Origin of the sequence: Novosphingobium aquae (genome assembly GCF_037572715.1) — a bacterium.
In the GTDB taxonomy this organism is placed as follows: Bacteria; Pseudomonadota; Alphaproteobacteria; order Sphingomonadales; family Sphingomonadaceae; genus Novosphingobium; species Novosphingobium aquae.
Genome location: NZ_JBBHJY010000010.1, coordinates 39,988 through 60,448 on the forward strand (window position 1 = coordinate 39,988; position 20,461 = coordinate 60,448).

19 protein-coding genes are annotated in these 20,461 nt (G+C 62.8%); 11 read left to right on the forward strand and 8 right to left on the reverse strand.

Translation table 11 applies throughout. The features are described 5' to 3' along the window. The first annotated feature begins 93 nt into the window (after window positions 1-93). Genes serA through WG900_RS17180 form a run of 3 tightly spaced genes read left to right on the forward strand, consistent with a single transcriptional unit; the run spans window position 94 to window position 3,687 of the window. On the forward strand, window positions 94-1,677 hold the full coding sequence (serA, locus tag WG900_RS17170; protein WP_339969098.1) for a phosphoglycerate dehydrogenase: 1,584 nt from the start codon (window positions 94-96) through the stop codon (window positions 1,675-1,677). A 53-nt stretch (window positions 1,678-1,730) separates the two neighbouring features. Further along, window positions 1,731-2,852, forward strand: coding sequence for an ATP phosphoribosyltransferase regulatory subunit (locus WG900_RS17175; RefSeq protein WP_339969100.1), 1,122 nt, complete (start codon window positions 1,731-1,733; stop codon window positions 2,850-2,852). Window positions 2,853-2,898: 46 nt separating this feature from the next. Continuing rightward, on the forward strand, window positions 2,899-3,687 hold the full coding sequence (locus WG900_RS17180) for a transglutaminase-like domain-containing protein (protein ID WP_339969102.1): 789 nt from the start codon (window positions 2,899-2,901) through the stop codon (window positions 3,685-3,687). Here the strand turns inward: WG900_RS17180 and WG900_RS17185 are convergent. Then, on the reverse strand, window positions 3,684-4,520 hold the full coding sequence (locus WG900_RS17185; RefSeq protein WP_417598434.1) for an alpha/beta hydrolase: 837 nt from the start codon (window positions 4,518-4,520) through the stop codon (window positions 3,684-3,686). The genes WG900_RS17180 and WG900_RS17185 overlap by 4 nt on opposite strands. 645 nt (window positions 4,521-5,165) lie before the next feature. Here WG900_RS17185 and WG900_RS17190 point away from each other — a divergent pair. Next, window positions 5,166-5,408 (forward strand): hypothetical protein, encoded by a 243-nt coding sequence (locus WG900_RS17190; protein WP_339969104.1) that lies wholly within the window; start codon window positions 5,166-5,168, stop codon window positions 5,406-5,408. Window positions 5,409-5,448: 40 nt separating this feature from the next. On the opposite strand, the gene WG900_RS17195 is transcribed toward WG900_RS17190, so the two are convergent. The 3 genes from WG900_RS17195 to WG900_RS17205 all read right to left on the reverse strand — a co-directional run bounded on the left by WG900_RS17195 (window position 5,449) and on the right by WG900_RS17205 (window position 7,533). Next, on the reverse strand, window positions 5,449-5,751 hold the full coding sequence (locus tag WG900_RS17195) for a HigA family addiction module antitoxin (protein ID WP_339969106.1): 303 nt from the start codon (window positions 5,749-5,751) through the stop codon (window positions 5,449-5,451). Next, window positions 5,751-6,032, reverse strand: a complete 282-nt coding sequence (locus WG900_RS17200; RefSeq protein WP_339969108.1) for a type II toxin-antitoxin system RelE/ParE family toxin — start codon at window positions 6,030-6,032, stop codon at window positions 5,751-5,753. The genes WG900_RS17195 and WG900_RS17200 overlap by 1 nt, the downstream gene beginning before the upstream one ends. Before the next feature lie 163 nt (window positions 6,033-6,195). Further along, window positions 6,196-7,533, reverse strand: coding sequence for an aromatic ring-hydroxylating oxygenase subunit alpha (locus tag WG900_RS17205; protein WP_339969109.1), 1,338 nt, complete (start codon window positions 7,531-7,533; stop codon window positions 6,196-6,198). A gap of 276 nt (window positions 7,534-7,809) precedes the next feature. Between WG900_RS17205 and WG900_RS17210 the strand changes: the two genes are divergently transcribed. The 3 genes from WG900_RS17210 (at window position 7,810) to WG900_RS17220 (ending at window position 10,776) form a co-directional block, all read left to right on the forward strand. Then, window positions 7,810-9,099, forward strand: a complete 1,290-nt coding sequence (locus WG900_RS17210) for an adenylosuccinate synthase (protein ID WP_339969111.1) — start codon at window positions 7,810-7,812, stop codon at window positions 9,097-9,099. A gap of 74 nt (window positions 9,100-9,173) precedes the next feature. Next, window positions 9,174-10,154 carry a MarR family winged helix-turn-helix transcriptional regulator gene (locus tag WG900_RS17215; RefSeq protein ID WP_339969113.1) on the forward strand — a complete coding sequence of 327 codons (981 nt, stop codon included), beginning with the start codon at window positions 9,174-9,176 and terminating at the stop codon, window positions 10,152-10,154. Window positions 10,155-10,305: 151 nt separating this feature from the next. Next, entirely contained in the window at window positions 10,306-10,776 is a 471-nt protein-coding gene (locus tag WG900_RS17220; protein WP_339969115.1) for a low molecular weight protein-tyrosine-phosphatase, read from the forward strand. A gap of 11 nt (window positions 10,777-10,787) precedes the next feature. Here the strand turns inward: WG900_RS17220 and WG900_RS17225 are convergent, their stop codons facing one another. The 4 genes from WG900_RS17225 to WG900_RS17240 form a co-directional block, all read right to left on the reverse strand. Then, entirely contained in the window at window positions 10,788-11,027 is a 240-nt protein-coding gene (locus WG900_RS17225) for a hypothetical protein (RefSeq protein ID WP_310531157.1), read from the reverse strand. 149 nt (window positions 11,028-11,176) lie between these two features. Then, entirely contained in the window at window positions 11,177-12,109 is a 933-nt protein-coding gene (locus WG900_RS17230; RefSeq protein ID WP_339969391.1) for a formylglycine-generating enzyme family protein, read from the reverse strand. 339 nt (window positions 12,110-12,448) lie between these two features. Then, window positions 12,449-12,709 (reverse strand): tyrosine-type recombinase/integrase, encoded by a 261-nt coding sequence (locus tag WG900_RS17235; protein WP_339969118.1) that lies wholly within the window; start codon window positions 12,707-12,709, stop codon window positions 12,449-12,451. Window positions 12,710-12,792: 83 nt separating this feature from the next. Then, window positions 12,793-13,209 (reverse strand): MerR family transcriptional regulator, encoded by a 417-nt coding sequence (locus WG900_RS17240; protein ID WP_339969120.1) that lies wholly within the window; start codon window positions 13,207-13,209, stop codon window positions 12,793-12,795. A gap of 67 nt (window positions 13,210-13,276) precedes the next feature. Here WG900_RS17240 and WG900_RS17245 point away from each other — a divergent pair, with 67 nt between their 5' ends. The 4 genes from WG900_RS17245 to WG900_RS17260 all read left to right on the forward strand — a co-directional run bounded on the left by WG900_RS17245 (window position 13,277) and on the right by WG900_RS17260 (window position 20,342). Continuing rightward, window positions 13,277-13,897: a cation efflux transmembrane domain-containing protein gene (locus WG900_RS17245; RefSeq protein ID WP_339969122.1), complete on the forward strand. Its 621-nt coding sequence runs from the start codon at window positions 13,277-13,279 to the stop codon at window positions 13,895-13,897. Next, window positions 13,890-14,252 carry a DUF3703 domain-containing protein gene (locus WG900_RS17250; protein ID WP_339969124.1) on the forward strand — a complete coding sequence of 121 codons (363 nt, stop codon included), beginning with the start codon at window positions 13,890-13,892 and terminating at the stop codon, window positions 14,250-14,252. The genes WG900_RS17245 and WG900_RS17250 overlap by 8 nt, the downstream gene beginning before the upstream one ends. 296 nt (window positions 14,253-14,548) lie before the next feature. Continuing rightward, the gene (locus WG900_RS17255) at window positions 14,549-16,831 is read left to right on the forward strand and encodes a heavy metal translocating P-type ATPase (protein ID WP_339969126.1); all 2,283 of its coding nucleotides are present in this window, start codon (window positions 14,549-14,551) and stop codon (window positions 16,829-16,831) included. A gap of 856 nt (window positions 16,832-17,687) precedes the next feature. Continuing rightward, window positions 17,688-20,342 (forward strand): TonB-dependent receptor domain-containing protein, encoded by a 2,655-nt coding sequence (locus WG900_RS17260; protein WP_339969128.1) that lies wholly within the window; start codon window positions 17,688-17,690, stop codon window positions 20,340-20,342. The last annotated feature ends 119 nt before the right edge of the window (window positions 20,343-20,461 follow it).

Genomic DNA, 20,461 nt, shown 5'->3' on the forward strand with positions numbered 1-20,461 from the left:
CGGGACCGCTGGCCTCATCGACGCAACTGCGAGAGCGCCAGCCCAGCTTCCAGCGATTCCGGATCAAGTCCGGGATGACGAAAGATTAAGAAAATGACCAAGCCCCGCGTACTCATTTCCGACAAGATGGACCCCAACGCCGCCAAGATCTTTGCCGAACGCGGCTGCGACGTGGACGTCATCACCGGCGAAACCCCCGAACAGCTTATCGCCCGCATCGGTGATTACGATGGCCTCGCCATCCGCTCCTCGACCCGCGTCACCAAGGAAATCCTTGATGCCGCGCCGAACCTCAAGGTCATCGGCCGCGCCGGCATCGGCGTTGACAATGTCGATATCCCGGCCGCTTCGGCGCAGGGCGTCGTGGTGATGAACACGCCGTTCGGCAACTCGATCACCACCGCCGAACATGCCATCGCCATGATCTTCGCGCTGGCACGCCAGATTCCCGAAGCCAATGCCCAGACCCAGGCAGGCCTGTGGCCGAAGAACGGCTTCATGGGCGTGGAAGTCACCGGCAAGACGCTCGGCCTGATCGGCGCGGGCAACATCGGCTCGATCGTCGCCAGCCGCGCACTCGGCCTCAAGATGAAGGTCGTCGCATTTGACCCCTTCTTGACCGAAGAACGCGCGATCGAAATGGGCGTGGAGAAGGCTGATCTCGACACCCTGCTGGCCAAGGCAGACTTCATCACGCTGCACACGCCGCTGACCGACCAGACGCGCAATATCCTCAGCCGCGAAAACCTCGCCAAGACCAAGAAGGGCGTGCGCATCGTCAACTGTGCGCGCGGCGGACTGATCGACGAGGCAGCGCTGAAGGATGCGCTCGACAGCGGGCAGGTTGCCGGCGCGGCGCTTGACGTGTTCCAGACCGAACCGGCCAAGGAATCGCCGCTGTTCGGCACGCCGAACTTCATCTGCACCCCGCACCTTGGGGCATCGACCACCGAAGCGCAGGTCAATGTTGCCCTGCAGGTGGCCGAGCAGATGGCCGACTACCTCGTCAACGGCGGCGTCACCAACGCGCTCAACATGCCCAGCCTTTCCGCCGAGGAAGCGCCGAAGCTCAAGCCCTATATGGCGCTTGCCGAAAACCTGGGCAGCCTGATGGGCCAGCTCACCACCGGCACGATCCCGCGCATCTCGATCCACACCGAAGGCGCTGCGGCGGAGCTTAACGCCAAGCCGATCGTCGCCGCCGTGCTTGCCGGCTTCCTGCGCACCCAGTCGGACACGGTGAACATGGTCAACGCGCCGTTCCTCGCCAAGGAACGGGGCATCGAGGTCCGTGAGGTCAAGACAGAGAAGGCCGGCGATTACCACACGCTGGTCCGCGTTTCGGTGAAGACCGACGCGGGTGAACGCTCGGTCGCCGGTACGCTGTTCGGCAATGCCAGCCCGCGTCTGGTCGAAATCTTCGGCATCGGCATCGAGGCCGACCTCGACGGCCACATGATGTACATTGTGAACGAGGACGCGCCCGGCTTCATCGGCCGCATCGGTACGCTGCTCGGCGAGAACGGCATCAACATCGGTACCTTCCACCTCGGCCGCCGCGAAGCGGGCGGGGAGGCGATCCTGTTGCTGTCGCTCGACTCTGCGCTGCCCGCCGATGTGCTCGAAAAGGCCAAGGCCTTGCCGGGTGTGAAGCGCGCCATGCGTCTGGCGTTCTGATGCTCTCGACGTCCCGGCTTTCGCCGGGACGTCGAATTGACTAAGGCCCGGCCATGGACACTGATCGCGACCTGCTTCCCGAAGGACTTGAAGACCGCCTGCCCGCCAGCGCAGCCTGCGCCGCGCGGGTGACGCGTGCCGTGCTCGATGTGCTGGACAGTCACGGTTACGACCGTGTGCAGCCGCCGAGCATCGAATTCGAGAAGTCGATGGCCAGCCGTATGGCCGGTGTCCAGCCACGCCGCATGTTCCGCTTCGTCGATCCGGCGAGCCTGCGGACACTGGCGCTGCGCTCTGACATTACCGTGCAGGTCGGGCGCATGGCGGCGACGGGTCTCGCCGCTTCCGCGCGGCCGCTGCGGCTGTGCTATCAGGGGCAGGTCCTCACTATCAAGGGCGACGGGCTGAACCCGGCCCGCGAGAGGTTGCAAATCGGGGCAGAACTGATCGGGTCGGACAGCGTCGCCGCTGCCGGCGAGATCGTCGCCGTTGCCATCGCGGCGCTGCAGGCCGCCGGGGCGACCGGGATTTCGGTCGACTTCACGCTTCCGGATCTCGTCGATACCCTCGCCGCGAAAGCACTCCCGCTTGCCGCCGGCAAGATCGAGGCCGTTCGCCGCGAACTTGATGCCAAGGACGCCGGCGCGCTCGTCGCTGCCGGGGGCGAGGCTTACCTGCCGCTGCTCACCGCGATCGGCCCCTTCGACAACGCGATCGAGCGGCTGGCGGCGATTGACGCCGGCGGCGCGCTCTCCTCGCGCATCGCCGCGCTGCGTGAAATAGCCGCGCGGGTCGGCCCGATGGCGCGCCTCACGCTCGATCCCAGTGAACGCCACGGCTTCGAATACCAGTCGTGGTTCGGCTTCACGCTCTATGCCGAAGGGCTGTCCGGCGCGATTGGCCGGGGCGGTACCTATGCCATCCTTGGTGCGGCTGGCGCGCCGAGCGAACCGGCGATCGGCTTTTCGCTTTACCCCGACGAACTGATCGACACGCTGACCGACACCGGCGCGGCGCGCGACAGGCTGTTCCTGCCGCTTGGCCACGATGCGGCTGCGGCTGCCACGCTTCGCGAAGCCGGTTGGCGCACGGTCGCGGCGCTTTGCGCGGACTGCGATGCCAAGGCTCTGGGCTGCACGCACCGGCTCGTCGGCGGGGAAGCGGTCGCGCTTTGAAATCATCGCGCTTGCAGCCAAACGCGCCCCCGCGCATTAGGCTGGAATGACAGCACCCGTCCGGCTCGCCATCGAAACCGAGCTCGATTACACTTTCGAAGCGCGAACCGCCGTCCTCCTCCAGATCGAGGCGGCGATGATCCCTGAGCAGCGGGTCGATGGCGCGCATATCGCCATCAGCCCGGTCCAGCATTTCGCGCGCATTCCCGGGCATGACGACATCGGCGACCGCATCTGGCTGGATGTCGAAGACCAGCTGACCGTGTCCTATCGCTCGGAAGTCACCGTGCAGCGGCTGGTCACCGACCTGTCCGGACTGGCCGCGACGCCGACCCACCTGCTGCCGGCCGAGACGGTCGATTACCTCATGCCATCGCGCTATTGCCAGGCCGACCATTTCGAGCACATCGTCGAAAGCGAATTCGCCGGGCTGGCAGGCGGAGCGGCGGTGGACGCCATGCGCGACTGGATCGCCACCCACTTTTCCTATGTGCCCGGCGTCAGCACATCGAACACCGGGGCGCTGGAAAGCTATGTCCTGCGCCAGGGCGTGTGCCGCGACTATGCCCACATGCTGATCACCCTCGCCCGCGCCGCCGGGGTGCCTGCACGCTTCGTCAGCGGCTATGCCCCCGGCGTGACTCCGCCCGATTTCCACGCGGTCGCCGAGGTGTTTCTCGACGGCGCCTGGTATATGGCCGACGCCACCGGCATGGCGACCGGGGCCGACATGGCCAAGATCGGCGTTGGCCGCGATGCCGCGGACACCTCGTTCCTGACGCATTATGCGGCCTGTTCGCTCAACCGTCAGGAAATAAGCGTCACACGCATCTAACCCTCGAACAGTTGCTTCAACCAGGCATCGACCACGCCGGTCGCGGCATAGGTTGGATCGCCCAGCCGGCGGTTGATCTCGGCATGGCCCTGCAGCCCGGTGCCGGGAAACTCATTGCGCTGAACCCTGGTGCCGCCGTTCCTCAGCGCCGCTTCGAGCACCTTGTTCTGCGACACCCCATCCTCGCGCTGGACATGGATCAGCAGAAAGGCGGGGGCGTTCGGTGCCACCGCGTGGTGCGTCGGCGAAAGCGCCTTCTGCCGCTCGGGATCGGTGCCGAAGGCCTGCTCGTAAGTCGTCTTCATCATCCGGCCCGCCTGGGCGAGCTGGGCAGAGACTTCATAGGCGGCGCCGTCGTTGGGAATGACCCCGTCGATGTCGGCGAAGGATAGCCCGACCTTCTTAAGATAGGTCTCGTCCGTGCCGACCAGCGCCACCAAATGCGCGCCGGCGCTGTGCCCGGTCAGGACGATGCGCGAGGTATCGATGCCCAGCTTCTTGGCATCGCCAATAAGCGCGTTGACCGCGCGGGCAACATCCTCCGCCTGATCCTCGACCCGGGCGGTTGGCACCAGCCGGTAATCGATCGAGGCATAGGCATAACCAAGGCCGGTGAAATGCGCCGGGGCATAGCGGCTGGCGGCATTGTCCTTGCTCCCGCGCTTCCATCCGCCGCCGTGGACAAATATCACCAGCGGCACCGAATGATCGTTGATGTGGCCCTTGGGAAACCACAGGTCGCCGGTCTGCAAGGGATCGGCGCCATAAGTGAAGGTCCTGTCCGGAACGAGCTTGGGCACCTGCGCATCGCCCGCCCCCATTCGCTCAGCCATCCGCGCCTTGATCCGTTCGCGCAGCCGGTCGCCGGGTGCGGCCCCGGCGATCGATGGGGCCAGCGATGCAGCGAGGAGGGCGGTGGCACCAAGGGCAAGGAACAGCTTGTTTCGCATGGGCATTCTCCGTTCGGCGCGCAGGGTAATGTGCCTGCCAAGATTAGCCAGTCGTGAATTGTCGCGAGGGTGATCATGACCTGCGCCTGCACTGGTTTTGCGGCCCGCTGCTCGGTTTGCGCAGAATGCAGGTTGATGAAACACACCCGAGAGCCGTTCTCTGTATTTTCCCAAGACAGGCCCCAGACACACAAAAGCCGCGCTGGCGGCGCGGCTTTGGAAAAGCGGGGAAGGTTGCGGCGGCGCTCAGGGGGAGCGCCTTTTGGATGGGCCATGCCGCGGAGTTTGGCAGATCGGGGGCGTGCAGGAAAATGGTTTGATCCGCGCGCCTGGGGGTATGCTATTCCGTGTCCTGGGTGACTTTGTGTTACGTTCCGTCCCGTCCCACTGATCGAGAATGATACAATCAACTTCGACTACCAAACGTATGATCATGTTGCACTTCTTCCCCCGCGCGCTCTGGTCCTGCAGAAGCAAATAAGAGCCACTTCGGCCAACGGGAGCTAAGCCTGCGCCGGAGAAGCTAGAGTGACAAAGTTTGATTGGGAAAAAGCAGACGAATACGTGCCCGATCCCGGCGCAATGCGTGGCAACACTCGAGATAGAAAACCGCTAGACGAATTGATCCAGCTTGCCGCACTTGAAGAGCCATTTGCTCGGCAGGTGAAGGAGAAGCTTAGCCAAGGAAGCCATGTCTACAGCTTCGAAATGGGGCGACTGGCAAACTGGAACGCACTGACGGCACAGATCGCTCGGCGACTGGCCAGGTAACAAAATCAATCGCCAAATTATTGGCACTAAAACACACCCCTCAAGGCACCTTCCGCATCCGCTCGACATCCAGTTCGCCCTCACGTCCCCGCGCTTGGGCCAGATCATGGCCGGCCTGCATCCGAAGGAGGGAATCAGCGCTGATCCCGAACGCTTTTTCAAAGCGCAGCGCCATCATCGCCGTCAGGCCGGCGTGGCCGTTCAACAGCACGCTCATGTTCTGGCGGCTCACGCCGAGATGTTTCGCCACCTCGGTCACCGTCACGGCATAAGGATCGAGATAGGTCCGCTTCAGCCAAGGGCCGGGGTGGACGAATAGCGAAGGGTGCAACTTGAGAGCCATCAGTGGTAATCCTCGAGATCAAGATCGGCGAGGGTTTGATCGTCGATCCGGCAAAATGTCAGTCGCCAGTTTCGCATGACGGTCATGGCAAAGCTGCCTTTGCGCTCACCGCTCAAAGCATGGAAGCCGAAGTTGGGCGGTCCGCCCAGCCGGTCAAAATTGGCAGCGGCAACGATGAAGGCCAGCAAATCGATCAGTCTTTCCGGCTCGATGATGCCTTTGCTCTTTCCTTCAAGAAACAGCCGCTTCAAGGCCTTGTGCCTGATGCTATCAATTTCCACAGGTTGTCATGTAGTGCATGACGGGACCTCCGTCAAGTATGGCATGACAGGTTCGATCCTTATTCGATATCAACCCACCCTGCCTGACCCCCCGCGTCCAGTGGGGCGATGAAGGCAAGGGCAAGCCAGCCTACACTGGTCGGCGGCGGTCAGGTCGACAAACTCAGCCTGCCCCCATCCAACGGTTCCACACCCGGTGAAACCGAGCCACCGAAAGCTCCTCGCGCACCAGTGACAGGTGCGTCAGTCCCTCGTTCCGCAGGCCCGCCTGCTGACGCGGCATCTGGTCGTAGTCCTGCTGCAGCGCGAGGAAATAGGGGAAGGTGCCTCGTTCGGTCACCGTCACCGGCTGGGCGCGGTACTGGCTGCGCAGGGCCTCGGGCAGCCACATGTAAGCGGTGACGTGCCACACACACTTGCCCGGGTCGCCCGAAGGGTGCGGCCAGGCCATGATCGTCGTCGCCTCTCCGGCGCGGATGGTCATGAAAAAGTTGGGAAACAGAAACCAGCCCTGATTGTCGCTCATCTGGTCATCGGCGAGGGTGGACACGTCGAGGCCCTTGGCGGTGAGCGTCTGGCGGGTGGCCTGTTGCAGGATGGTGCGCACCGTCTCGCCGTCACCCAGCACCAGCGCGCCATCGCCATCGCGCCGTGCGGCGATCATGGTTTCGAACAGCGGCAGGACTTCCGCCACGGTGGGGAAGGTGGAGGGCAGGTCGCGGATTGCCTGGACCTGTTCGTCAAGGCTGGCGTTGGCCGCGTCCTTCACTTCGAACGGCGATACCGCGCAGCCGTGATCGCCGAACATGCCGTGGCGCGAATTGCCTGCCTGCAGGTCGATCACCTTGAGCAATTCGGGATGGACGCCGATGATGTGATAGCCTTCGCTGAAGGCGTCGATCACCACCTTCCAGTTGCAATCGAGTTCCTCGCGTACGTCGAGCCCGACGGGGGTCATTTCACCCAATTTGTAGGCATCCAGCCGCTCGGTGACTTCGGCGGTCAGGTACTCGGCCAGCGGCGCGGCACCGGCATCGGGGTTGAGGAAAATGAAGCCGAAGGCGGTATCGACCGGCACTTCGATCAGGCCGTGCTCCGCCTTGTCGATCGGCCCGACAAGATCGGGGCGCGCGACGGCGAACAGTGATCCGTCAAGATCATAGGTCCACAAGTGATAGGGGCAGGTGAACTTTGGCGTATGGCCCTTGGCCCCGTCGCACAGGATATTGCCCCGGTGTCGGCAGGCATTGACGAAGCCGCGCAGCTTGCCATCCTTGCCGCGCACGATGACGAACGACTGGTCGAGCACCTGATGCCGCTTCCAGTCGCCCGGATTGGGAAGCTCGTCCGCCCGGCCGGCGATCTGCCAGCATTTCATCCAGATCGCCTCGCGCTCGCGCTGAGCGATTTCGGGGCTGACATAACGATCGGTCGGGATCGCCCAGGGGAACTGGGCAAGGTCGATTTCGGACACAGGGGTGAGGGTGGCGATGGCGGTCATTGGCGAACTCTCCCGTTTATGAGCGAAGGCTATCGCGAGTCTCTGCTGGTGGCAAGATAAAGAAACGATACCGTTCCATTAATCGCTGAGGCCCTGTCCTGCTTTCCATCGCGCAGTCACCTTGCCCATCGACTTGCGGTCTTGACTCGCCGCTGCCCTTGCCCCAGAGGCGCCACCGTTTGCGAAGACCTTCACAGGTCCGCACTGGTCCACCTCTTGCGCCGAGTCCTGTCGAAGGGCGCATGCAGGTCATCTGGCAGGTGAGGGACTGTAACCATGGCCAACGTCACCGTCGTCGGCGCCCAGTGGGGCGATGAAGGCAAGGGCAAGATTGTCGACTGGCTGGCAAGCCGGGCGGACGCCGTGGTGCGCTTTCAGGGCGGGCACAATGCCGGCCATACACTGGTCGTCGGCGATCAGGTCTACAAGCTCAGCCTGCTGCCTTCGGGCATCGTCACGGGCACGCTGTCAATAATCGGCAATGGCGTGGTGCTCGATCCGTGGCACCTGCGTGACGAGATTGCGAAGCTTGAAGGGCAGGGTGTGGTCATCAATGCCGAGAACTTCGCCATTGCCGATAATTGCCCGCTGATCCTGCCGATCCACCGCGACCTTGATGGCCTGCGCGAAACCGCCGCGGGATCGGGCAAGATCGGCACGACCGGGCGCGGCATTGGCCCGGCCTATGAAGACAAGGTTGGCCGCCGGGCGATCCGGGTGTGCGATCTGGCGCATCTTGATGATCTGGAATCGCAGTTCGACCGGCTCTGCGCGCATCATGATGCGCTGCGTGCCGGGTTCGGCCAGCCGCCCGTTGACCGGGCAAAGCTGATCGCTGATCTCAAGGAAATTGCACCGTCCGTGCTGCAGTTCGCCGAACCGGTGTGGAAGCGGCTGAACACCGTGAAAAAGGCCGGTGCGCGCATCCTCTTCGAAGGCGCGCAGGGCGTGCTGCTTGATGTCGATCACGGCACCTATCCCTTCGTCACCTCGTCGAACACGGTGAGCGGCACGGCGGCCTCGGGCTCGGGCCTTGGCCCCAGCGCCACCGGCTTCGTGCTGGGCATCGTCAAGGCCTATACCACGCGCGTTGGCGCTGGTCCGTTCCCGACCGAGCTGGAAGACGCCGTCGGCCAGCGGCTGGGTGAGCGCGGCCATGAATTCGGCACGGTCACCGGGCGCAAGCGTCGTTGCGGCTGGTTCGATGCCGTGCTGGTGCGCCAGTCCTGCGCGATCTCGGGCGTCACCGGCATCGCCCTGACCAAGGTCGACGTGCTGGACGGCATGGAGACGGTGAAGATCTGCACCGGTTATCGCCTGAACGGCAAGGTGCTCGACTACTTCCCCAGCCATGCGGCCGATCAGGCCAATGTCGAACCGATCTACGAGGAAATGGAAGGCTGGAGCGGCACTACGGCCGGCGCGCGGTCATGGGCAGACCTGCCGGCGCAGGCGGTGAAGTACATCCAGCGCGTGCAGGAATTGATCGAGACGCCGGTGGCGCTGGTCAGCACCTCGCCGCAGCGGGAAGACACGATCCTGGTCCGCGATCCGTTTGCGGATTGAGATCAGAGCAAGAACATTCTTGACACGGCCTGCGTTTGTTCTACTCCTGTTCATGTCGAACAGGAGTCGGAACCATGCCGCAGGCACCCTTCGCCCATAGTGCGCCCGCCCATCTGGAGCAGGCCTTTGCCGCCAATGATGCCGGCGCGGCGCTGAGCCTCGCGGTCTTCGCTGATCGGCCCCACGTGCTCGCGCAACTGCGCGAGGATGCGGTCAATGCGGGCTATCATGTCACCTCGGCGCAAGGCATTGCGGCACTGGTGAGCGGCGATGCGCATCCGCTGGGCGAAGTGATCGTCTTCGATTGCCCTGTTGCCGATGCCCAGACGCTGGCCGTCCTCGCCCGGCTCGATATGCGGGTCCGGCAGTCTGGCGCGCAACTGATCGTCTCGACCTCGATGGAAGCGCTGGACTCCGTGTTCGGCTGCATCGACCAGTCCCGCGCGCAATTGCTCGTGGACGCGGGGCGCACGGATTTCGTCATTGCGCTTGGCCGGGTGCGGGCACTTTCCCCGGGGCACGGCGTGCGGGAACTGGCCGAGGCGGACCGGTTTGCGCTGATGCGGCTGACCCAGCAGGTGGAGGCCATCGCCCAGCGGCTCGAAACCTTCCAGCAGGGCGGGGATTCTGCGCTGCGCTCGCCGGCTCTCGCCTGGGCCGGTTCTTCGGAAAGCGAGACGGCGCTGCTTCGCTCTGCCCGGCCGGCGCTTCCCCATGCGCCGATGGTCCGCACGATCCTGCGCCAGCGGCAGCAGCGCGCGCGCTATTTCGGGGCCGACCTGTTTTCCGATCCGGCCTGGGACATGCTGCTAGACCTCACTGCCGCGCGCGGCGAAAACAAGCGCGTGTCGGTGACCTCGCTGTGCATCGCAGCCTGCGTGCCGCCGTCCACCGCGCTGCGCTGGATCAACCAGATGATCACTTGCGGCCTGTTCACCCGTGTCGAAGACCAGAGCGACCGCCGCCGTGCCTTCATCGAACTGACCGAGGCGGCCGCCGATGCCATGGCGCGCTATTTTACCGCAATCGAGGATGGGCCTGCCCGCCCGATCTGATCGCATCTCTTCCAGCTGCCCGCCGTCTCCCACCCCTCACTCCGGGAGACGGCATCGGGGGAGGAACGTCCCCCTCCTGCGCCAGCCCCGCAGGCCTGTTCCTCCCCCTTTTTCTTGCCCGGTATGCAGAACGCGGGCTAGGCTCTTCGCCATGGCAAGTCCTTCCGTCCTCTTCGTCTGTCTGGGCAATATCTGCCGCTCTCCGCTGGCTGAAGCCGCCCTGCGTAAAGCGGCGCGAGAGGCCGGGCTTGATATCGAGACCGACTCCGCCGGAACCGGTAACTGGCACTCGGGCGAGCCGCCAGACAGCCGCGCTATCGCCACCGCCGCGCGGCACGGTGAGGACATCACTGGTTACCGCGCCCGTCAGGTCCGCCCGGCCGACTTCTCGCGCTTCACCACGATCATCGCGGCAGACCACCAGAACCTTGCACACCTGCAAGCGATGCGGCCGGCCCTTGCCACTGCCGAACTGGCGCTGGTGCTGGATCTGGTCGCAGGGCGCGAGGGGCAGTCACTGACCGATCCCTATTTCGGCGATGCCGCCGGGTTTGAGGAGACATGGGCGGACGTCCATGCCGCTGCCATGGCCCTGGTTGACCAAATCACCACGGAGTCCTGACACACCGGGTGTCAGGCCCAAAGCAGGATGGCTGTTCCGGTGATCCACGAAGCCCACATCGCGCCGGCCAGCGCTGCCATCAGCAAGTTGTCGCGCCGAACCGCCTGCCCGCGCTGCAATTCCTGCAAGGCCCGCTCGAAAGTCTCGCGGGCCTGCGCCATCTCATAGGCGCTAACCGCATGCCCCTGCTGCACGCGCTCCATCACGCGGCGGGCGCGTTCAAGGGCTAGCGGGAGCGGTTCATGGTCCATCGCGGCCCTCTGTAACCAGATTTTGCGCAGATGCCGCAGAAAAGCGCACTACAGCACAAACCAATCGTGTGTTTTCAATGGATCGCGGCGGCCAAGCGGGCAAACCGAACCGGCCAACTGCAGGAGCCAGCGCAACCAGCCCTACGCCCTCAGCCCCTCCCCCGCACGACGCAGCGAAAACCGATGTGTGTCGTGGCAGAGTCGATCATTTCGGGGTGCCGCGCGGCGGGGCGATAGCGCTGGCAATAGTTTTCCGCGCAGAGATGCGACCCGCCCTTGAGCACCTTGCGGCCGATCCTGATCTGCGGCTGTGCAGGGTCCAAGCTGGCAGGCAATTTGCCGCCTCTGGGATTGTCGAGCGTGCAGCACGAATCGCCGCGCTTCTTGGCCACGGTCTGCGGACGCTCGCTCCACCAGTCGGCGGTCCATTCCCAGGTATTGGCGATCATGTCGAACAGGCCGTAGCCGTTCGGCGGGAAACTGCGCACCGGCGAGGTGCGCTCCCAGCCGTCAAGTCTGGTGTTGGAAAACGGGAACAGGCCCTGCCAGTAATTGGCCATCATCTGCCCGCCGGGGGCCAGTTCCTCGCCCCAGGCATAGTCGCTGCCTTCCAGCCCGCCGCGCGCGGCATATTCGAACTCCGCCTCGGTGGGCAGGTCCTTTCCGACCCATTTGGCATAGGCCTCGGCATCGCTCCATGCGACCTGCACGACCGGATGGTCCCAAAGGTCGAGCGCGTCGAGGTCGGCATCAGGGCCATACGGGTGCCGCCAGTCGGCGCCGAACACGAACTGCCACCAGTTCTGCGGGTTGCCCAGGTCGACCGGGCCCTTGGTCTTGTGAAAAACCAAAGAGCCGGGATGCGCCATCTCGGCCGGTATGCCCGGATAGTCCTTGGGGTCAGGCGCGATTTCTGCCAGCGTCACATGGCCGGTTTCCGCGACGAAACGGGCGAACTGGCGATTGGTCACCGGGATTTCGTCGATCAGGAAGCTATCCACCGACACACGGCGCAGGGGCGCTTCCTCGGGATAGAAGCTCTCCGATCCCATCGTGAAAGTGCCGCCGGGAATGCGGATCATGCCTTCGCGGGCAGGGGCAGGAGGGATCGTTGTGTCAGCCAAGGCGTGTTCTCCAGCCCCGGCCATACGAGGAGAAACCAGGATGCGGTAGGATCAATGCAAGATTTGCCGATCGCAAAAGCGCCGCAAGATCAATCGAGCGGGATGGTGATGGGGGGCAAAAAGCCGGTCATTTCGGCACTGCGCATGTCCTTTTTAACCCGGTTGACGCGGCGGCAAAAACCTCTCGATAGCGCGGCTTACCGGTGCATGGGGGCTTAGCTCAGTTGGTAGAGCATCTCGTTTCCACCGAGATTGACTGCATAGCCAACGCGCTCGGAAAAACTCACGTTTTGATCCTCAGTTATTCGACACTTCGGGACTATTTCGGGACTCGCTAATTTCAAGCCCTCGCCGAAGGTCTTCATCCATAACGTGAGCATAGCGAAGCGTCATGTTGATGCTCTTGTGCTTGAGCGCCTCCTTGGCCACCGCGAGCGAACCCGTTGATCGCACGATACGAGTTGCCCGCGTATGGCGCAGGTCGTGCCCGCGGCAATTTTCGATCCCTGCTGCGTCCAAGGCGGCCTTGAAGGGCTTGCGCAACGACGTAGCGGCCAAGGGGTATCTCGACTGGCATGAAACCTGGCACGGGAAGGTGATGCATCACTACACGATCACCCCTGCACAACCCTACGAGCTTCTTAACTGCCAGCGCTGACCTGCGTCTTCCGAGTGCGGCCCAAGCTTTCGACGATGCGGCAGTCACCGATGCGGTCAGCTTGACACGATGTCAGCATCTGCCCCAGTTCGTCACGCAGCGACGTCAGATCTGCGATCTTGCGATCGACCTCAACAAGCTGATCCTTCACAAGCTTGTCGACGTCTGCGCAATCATTGTCCTCGTGGTCAGAGAGCTTGAGCAGCTCGCGGACCTGCGCCATGTTGAAGCCCAGCTCGCGCGCTCTGCGAACGAAGTTGAGTGTGGCAAGGTGACCCGCCGAGTAGTCGCGGTAGTTGCTGTCGGTCCGGTCGGCGGAAGGCAGGATGCCTTCGCGCTCATAATATCGAATCGTCTCAGCCTTGGTTCCTGTGGCTCTTGCCAGTTCTCCAATACGCATCGCTTGACCTTGTAGTTACTACAAGGTGCATATGATCGGGCGACTCGAACGTTGCAAGGAGAGCGGCATGGGCAAATCCTGCTGCGAGACGCCCGAACCCGATCCAGCAGGGCACAATGACCGGCAGTGGCGGCTGATCCTGTGGATCGCGCTGATCGCCAACGTGGCCATGTTCTTCGTCGAGATCATCGCCGGCATCGCATCGGATTCGCGCGCGTTGCAGGCGGATGCTCTGGATTTCTTCGGAGATGCGGCGAACTACGCGGTCAGCCTCGGCGTAGCCGGCATGGCCCTGGCATGGCGCGCACGGGCGGCGCTTGTCAAAGCTGCAACCATGCTTGCGTTCGGGATTTGGGTGATCGGCTACGCAATCTATGCCGTTCTCGCCGGATCAAACCCGCGACCTGAGATGATGGGTGTGGTCGGGACATTGGCTCTCTTGGTCAATGTTTCTGTGGCGCTGATGCTGTTCCGGTATCGAGAGGGTGACGCAAACATGCGTTCTGTATGGATCTGCTCTCGAAACGATGCGCTGGCAAACCTGGCTGTGCTCGGCGCGGCGCTGGGAGTCTTCGGCACGGGCCACGCCTGGCCGGACCTCGTGGTCGCCGCGATAATGGCCAGCCTTGCGATCTGGGGCAGTGCCGAAGTGTTCCTCCATGCGCGCAGGGAGCTCGCCCATGGCTGAGAAAGACCGTCTGCGCATTGTCGCGTTCCTGGCCGAAGAATACCTTGCTGCCGACCGCGCCGAGCAGGCCGGCGAGGGCGCGGCGGCCTGGCATCATTTGGAACGCGCGCACATCGCCGCCCAAATGCATTTCAGGTTGCATTGGCAGTCGCACATCAAGATGCTGCAAATGGCAGGTCGTGACCGAGATTGGCGAGAAGGGATCGGGCAAGTTGCGCGCCTGTTTCTTGTGCCGCTCGGTCATCTCACCGGGCGACTTCCCGTCGGCAATACGGGACGTGCCAATGTCAGCGCCTTTGCTCCGATGGAAATGGCCCAGGACCTCAAGTCTCTCCTCGATCCTTCGCAGCGCTAATCAGCCGCCGCCTCGCCTAACCCGAAACCTATCATGTGACCCGCCACTCGCACCCGGTTCGCAAGGGTTGTCTGTTTTCCCAGACGCTGTCGGGACTTGGTGGAGTGCAAAGTACTCGCCAAATACGGCGGCATTCAGCGAATGTTCCATGGGGCGTGCCTGCTCTTGCTTTCGATACGAACGAGCGCAAGTTGTCCCTCAGTCTGGCGTCCCTTGCCGCGGACCGCACCCAGGAACCAGCGATGAACAATACGGCCTCACATGCACACCACCACGACGGTCATGACCAATTAGGGATGGGGCTTGATCCTGTCTGCGGCATGACGGTCGATCCAGCAAAGACCGCTCATCACGCTGAACACGCGGGTCATCCATACCACTTCTGCAGCTCTGGCTGCCGCTCGAAGTTTGTCGCTAACCCGGATCAGTATTTGGGCGAGCACCCGCCAGTTGACGCTCCGGCCGGAACGATCTGGACGTGCCCCATGCACCCGGAGGTGCGACAGGATCATCCCGGCGCCTGCCCGATCTGCGGCATGGCCCTTGAGCCGGCTGAAGTCAGTATCGATGATGGACCGAGCCCCGAGTTGCTCGACATGACCCGGCGTTTTAAAATCGGCCTCGTCTTGGCATTGCCGGTTTTCCTGCTCGAGATGGGCGGGCACATCTTCCCCGCCATTCACCACCTCGTGCCAATGCGGCTTTCCGTCTGGATCCAGCTTGTTCTCGCAACGCCGGTGGTTCTCTGGGCAGGCTGGCCGTTTTTCGTGCGCGGATGGGCGTCGCTCAAGACCCGTAACCTCAACATGTTCACCTTGATCGCCATGGGCACCGGGGTGGCCTGGCTCTACAGCATGGTCGCCGCGCTGGCCCCCGGACTGTTCCCGCCGGCGTTTCGCAATTCCGATGGCAGCGTCGCGGTCTACTTCGAGGCAGCTGCGGTCATCACTGTGCTCGTCCTTCTGGGGCAAGTCCTCGAACTGCGTGCCCGCGAACGGACCTCAGGGGCGATCAAGGCCCTGCTCGGCCTCGCCCCCAAGACGGCGCGCCGCCTGATGCCGGATGGCAGCGAAGAGGAAGTCGGCCTCGAGACCATCGCCGTCGGCGACCATCTGCGCGTGCGGCCCGGTGAAAAGGTGCCGGTCGATGGCCAGGTAGAGGACGGTCGTTCTTCGCTCGATGAATCGATGGTCACCGGTGAGTCGATGCCCGTCACCAAGGCCAAGGGCGATGCGGTGATTGGCGGCACGCTCAACCAGACAGGCGCGCTGGTCATTGCGGCGACCAAGGTCGGACGTGACACCATTCTGGCCCGGATCGTCCAGATGGTCGCAGAGGCGCAGCGCTCTTGCGCACCGATCCAGCGCATGGCAGATCAGGTTTCTGGCTGGTTCGTGCCCGTGGTGATTGCCATCGCGGTTCTTGCCTTTGCCGGGTGGAGCATCTGGGGGCCGGAGCCAAGGTTTGCTTACGGACTGGTGGCAGCCGTTGCCGTGCTGATCATCGCGTGCCCCTGCGCGCTTGGCCTCGCCACGCCGATGTCGATCATGGTCGGTGTTGGCCGGGGTGCCGGGCTGGGCGTCCTGATCAAGAATGCCGAAGCGCTCGAACGCATGGAAAAGGTCGATACCTTGGTGGTCGACAAGACCGGCACGCTGACGATGGGGCATCCGGCTGTGGCAGCCATGGTGCCTGCTTCGGGCCATACCGAGGACGAAGTGCTGCGCCTCGCCGCGGCGGTTGAACAGGCATCTGAGCACCCGCTGGCACTCGCCATTGTCGAGGCCGCCAAGGCTCGTGGCATGGCGTCAGCGCAGGTCAGCGATTTCGACTCGCCAACAGGTCGCGGGGCCATCGGCACAGTCGATGGCAAACGTATCGTGCTCGGGAACGCCCGGTTCTTGACCGAGCAGAACATCGATACGTCGGCTCTCGCGAGCGCCGCTGACGATCTTCGCCGCGAAGGCGCTACAGCTATCTTCGTCGGGATCGATGGCCGGGCCGGCGGGGCGATCGCTATCGCTGATCCGATCAAACCGACCACGGCCGAAGCCCTTGCCGCGCTGCGCCGTGAGGGCATCCGGGTGGTCATGCTGACCGGCGACAACCGCATTACCGCCGAAGCAGTCGCCCGCAAACTGGGTATCGACGAGGTTGAGGCTGATGTCCTGCCTGATCAGAAGAGCGCAGTGGTGGCGCGCCTGAAAAGCGAGGGCCGCGTGGTCGCAATGGCCGGTGACGGCGTGAACGACGCTCCAGCGCTTGCCGCAGCCGATGTCGGCATCGCGATGGGTTCTGGCACCGATGTCGCTATCGAGAGCGCCGGTGTGACGCTACTCAAGGGTGACCTTAACGGCATCGTCCGTGCCAGAAAGCTCAGCCAGGCGACAATGTCCAACATCCGCCAGAACCTGCTTTTCGCGTTCGTCTACAATGCCGCCGGTGTGCCAGTTGCAGCGGGGCTACTTTACCCGCTGTTCGGCATCCTGCTTTCGCCCATGATCGCTGCTGCGGCCATGGCGCTGTCGTCGGTTAGCGTCGTGACAAATGCCTTGAGGTTGAATCGCGTCCAAATTTGAAAGAGCTACGAAAAGCTGAATGGTTTGTGGTGACGATATGACCGGGGACAGTGGGTCAACCACATAACCCAGAACACGCTTCATTGGGACGAGAAGTTAGCGAAGAAGACCTTCATGTCTCGCACGAAGTCAACCACGCCCTGGAACTCTACCTCGCATATTGAGGGGAGGATGGGGCACCAAGTGCCACCCCCATCACCATCCGGGAGTTCTCGCGGTGGACGCTGACAGGAGGGCACACGCGCCTGCGCGAGGAGATGGACATGGGCACGATAGGTGTTGCTGGTTGGACGCCTGAGACGGGCTGGAAGATCTATCCTCCAGATCATGACTTGGCCGGTGGGTATTGAGAGCCTCGAAAAGGAGGAAGTCTTAGCTTTGGCACCATTCGGTGACCTGGATGGTGCCAAAACGCCGATGCCAATTAATGATTATACCCTTAACGATTGGCACCTCATGGTTCAGCAGGTTCGTCAAAGGCCCAACAGTCGCAACTGAGGTCGTAGGAGCAGATGTTCGGCATATGACCATCCTGAACGCCTTGGTTCCCTGCGCTAAGGCATTAGGAGGCTTGCTGATGTCACTGCGCCTCTTTGCCGAAAAACTGTCTCCGGGCTAACGAGTCCTGAAAGGTCGGAGCGTCGGCTTATGCATCTGCGCCGCCGACTATCCGACCTTCCGGGCCGAACACCTCGCTGAAGACTGCGCCGCGCCAAATACGCCACACATTCCAGTGATAGCCAAAAGCTGTCGCTGTCAGCCGAGATAGCCGTGGCTGGCCAATTTGCCGAAGCTAACCTCCGCCCCGGGAAAGAACGCAGTCCACGATGGCCGCGGTCGAAAATGGGAGGGAACTATGAAGGTGAAGAAATCCACTCGATTTGGTGCGCTGAAGCTTGGCGTGGCGCTGGTTGCACTCTGGCCGGGGCTGGCCCTTGCGAACAGTGCAGAGGCCCCCGGCGAGGAAGCGCCTGCTGATCAACCGATTGTCGTTACTGGAACCCTGATCCGCGGATCGCAGGCAGTAGGTTCACAGACTATCGGCATCGATCAGAGCAAGCTCGAGGCGATCGGTGCTCCCAACACGGCGGACCTCATCGCCAACATCCCGCAGGCCGGGCTGTTCATGGGCTTCGTCGGCATCCGGGGCAGCAACAACTTTTCGGTCGCGGTCAACCGGCCCAGCCTGCGCTATCTTGGCAACACGTCGGGAAGCACCAATTCGACGCTCATGCTCCTCGATGGCCACCGCATGCCCGGCATGGGCATCCTGCAGACCACGCCTGATCTTGATGCGATCGCACCAGGCGCCATCGAGCGGGTCGAAATCGTCACGGACGGCGGCTCCTCGATCTATGGGTCGGATGCCGTGGGCGGTGTGATGAATTTCATCACCCGCAAGGAATTCGACGGCATCGAAGCCCGTGGCAGCTATGGCTTTGCTGACAATTATCAGGCCATAAACGCTGCAATAACCGCCGGCACCAAGTGGGAGGGCGGATCGGCTTATGTGTCCTACGACTATTCCTGGCATGATGAGATTTACGGCGCTGACCGCGACTGGTCGCAAAGCCGGGACTGGGTCAACAATGTCGGCGCCAACAAGGACTGTTCGCCGGGCAACATCACGGCAGGCGGTAACACCTATGCCCTACCGGGCCTTACCGCCGGCCTGGGTAATCGCTGCGATCTGAGCGAACTGCAGACAATCTATCCCCGTGAAACCAAGCATTCCGTGTTCGCGAGCCTGCATCTCGATTCAGGTGGTCCGCTGAGCTTTTCGCTCAAGTCGTTCTACCTCAACCGCAAGTCGTTCTCTGACGGGGGGCCGCTTTCCGCAACAGCCGGAACTTCGGTGCCGGCCAGCAGCCCGTTTTATGTCCCGATTGCGGGCGTCACGAGCGCGGAAGTGTTCGTCTACAATTTTTCTCCATTGTGGGGCAACAGCTCGGCGCAGACGACCGAACTTGAATCGTTTGGCGTCACTCCGTCGATCGATCTCGATCTCGGCTCGAACTGGCATCTGAATGCGCTGGCAAGCTATGGAACCGGCAGGGCCACCTTCCTTGGCAATCTCGTCAATCTGACGCCGGTTACGACTGCCGCTGCCGCCGGGACCTTTAACCCCGCCAATCTCTCCGCAGCCGGGAATGCAGCGACCCTCGCGACGGCGCGTGACTGGTTCCAGTATGGGCGGGCCATGAACAAACAGGCGAATTTCCGGGCGGTGTTTGATGGAAAGCTGTTCGATCTGCCTGGCGGGGCGCTCGGCGTCGCAGCAGGCGTCGAGCTGCTGCAGGAACAATACATCGGCAACAACTCGCGCGGCATCACCGCCGCCGGCATGGCTGCGCTCACAGATTTCAAGAAGCGCCGCACGGTGAAGTCAGTGTTCGGCGAACTCAACGCGCCAATCCTCGACATGCTGACCATCAATGCATCGGGCCGCTATGATGACTACAGCGATTTCGGAAGCACGTTCAATCCGAAGGTCGGTGCCAATTTCAAGCCGGCCGAATGGCTGACCATCCGCGGCAACTGGAGCAAGGCTTTCCAGGCTCCGGGTCTCTCCGATCTGGCGCTCGCCACGAATCCGAACTGGAACCTGCTGCCCACCGCAGTGCGTCCGTTCACCAAGCCGGGCCTGGCCCCCGGATCGACCAACCGTAACATCCTCGTGGTTCTCGGCGGCGTGAAGGCCCCGCTCGATCCGCAGAAGGCGGAAACGTGGTCGCTCGGGATCGATTTGAAGCCGGTTCCGGGCCTCGCGCTGGGTGCGACCTATTACAACATCGACTTCAAGGGAGCGATCGGGATTCCGCCGATCTTCACACCCGCGACGTTCTATGCGGAGTTCCCCAATAACTTTGTGACTTACGATGCCGGCAACGCGGCGCTGCAGAGCTATTTCAATTCGCTTGCAACAACCGCAGGCAACAGCGCTGCAACCTTGGCGGGCCTGCCATCGGGCTTTGATAGTGTCTATGCCGTGATGGACAGCCGGTCGACCAACCTTGCCCGGATCAAGACCAGCGGCCTCGACCTCTACTTGCGCTATCGGCATGAGACCAGCTTTGGCGCTATCTACACGGACATCGCGGGCACCTACATTACGAAGTTCCTGCGGCAGGCGAACCCCAACGCGGGATTAGTCGATCAGCGGCCGACGGACTTCTCGAAGCTGCGCATGACCGCCAGCATCGGCGCAGAGGTAGGCCAGTTCAAGACGCAGTTCACCTGGAACCATTCGCAAGGTTTCGCGACCATAGGCAATGCCGCGAACCTCAACCAGACACGGGTCGCGTCCTACAACCTGTTCAACCTCTTCGCCCAATACAAGGTCCCGTCGGACAGCGGCGTATTCAGGGACATGTCTTTCTCGCTGAACGTCGATAACCTGTTCGATACGGATCCGCCGCTCTATCGCGGAGCGAGGGGATCGCTGTTCGGCGTGGACAACGGGTTCACCCTGGGCCGGCTCGTGCGGCTGGGAGTGAGCAAGAAATTCTGACGCAAGTGTCCGATGAGCTTCAGGGCGGCCGGTCACCCTCCCGATCGCGCCGCCCTGATCCGTCAGGGGATCAAATTTGGCCTCCACGTCCCGGACAGGCTGCCCGTTCAAAGTCTGAA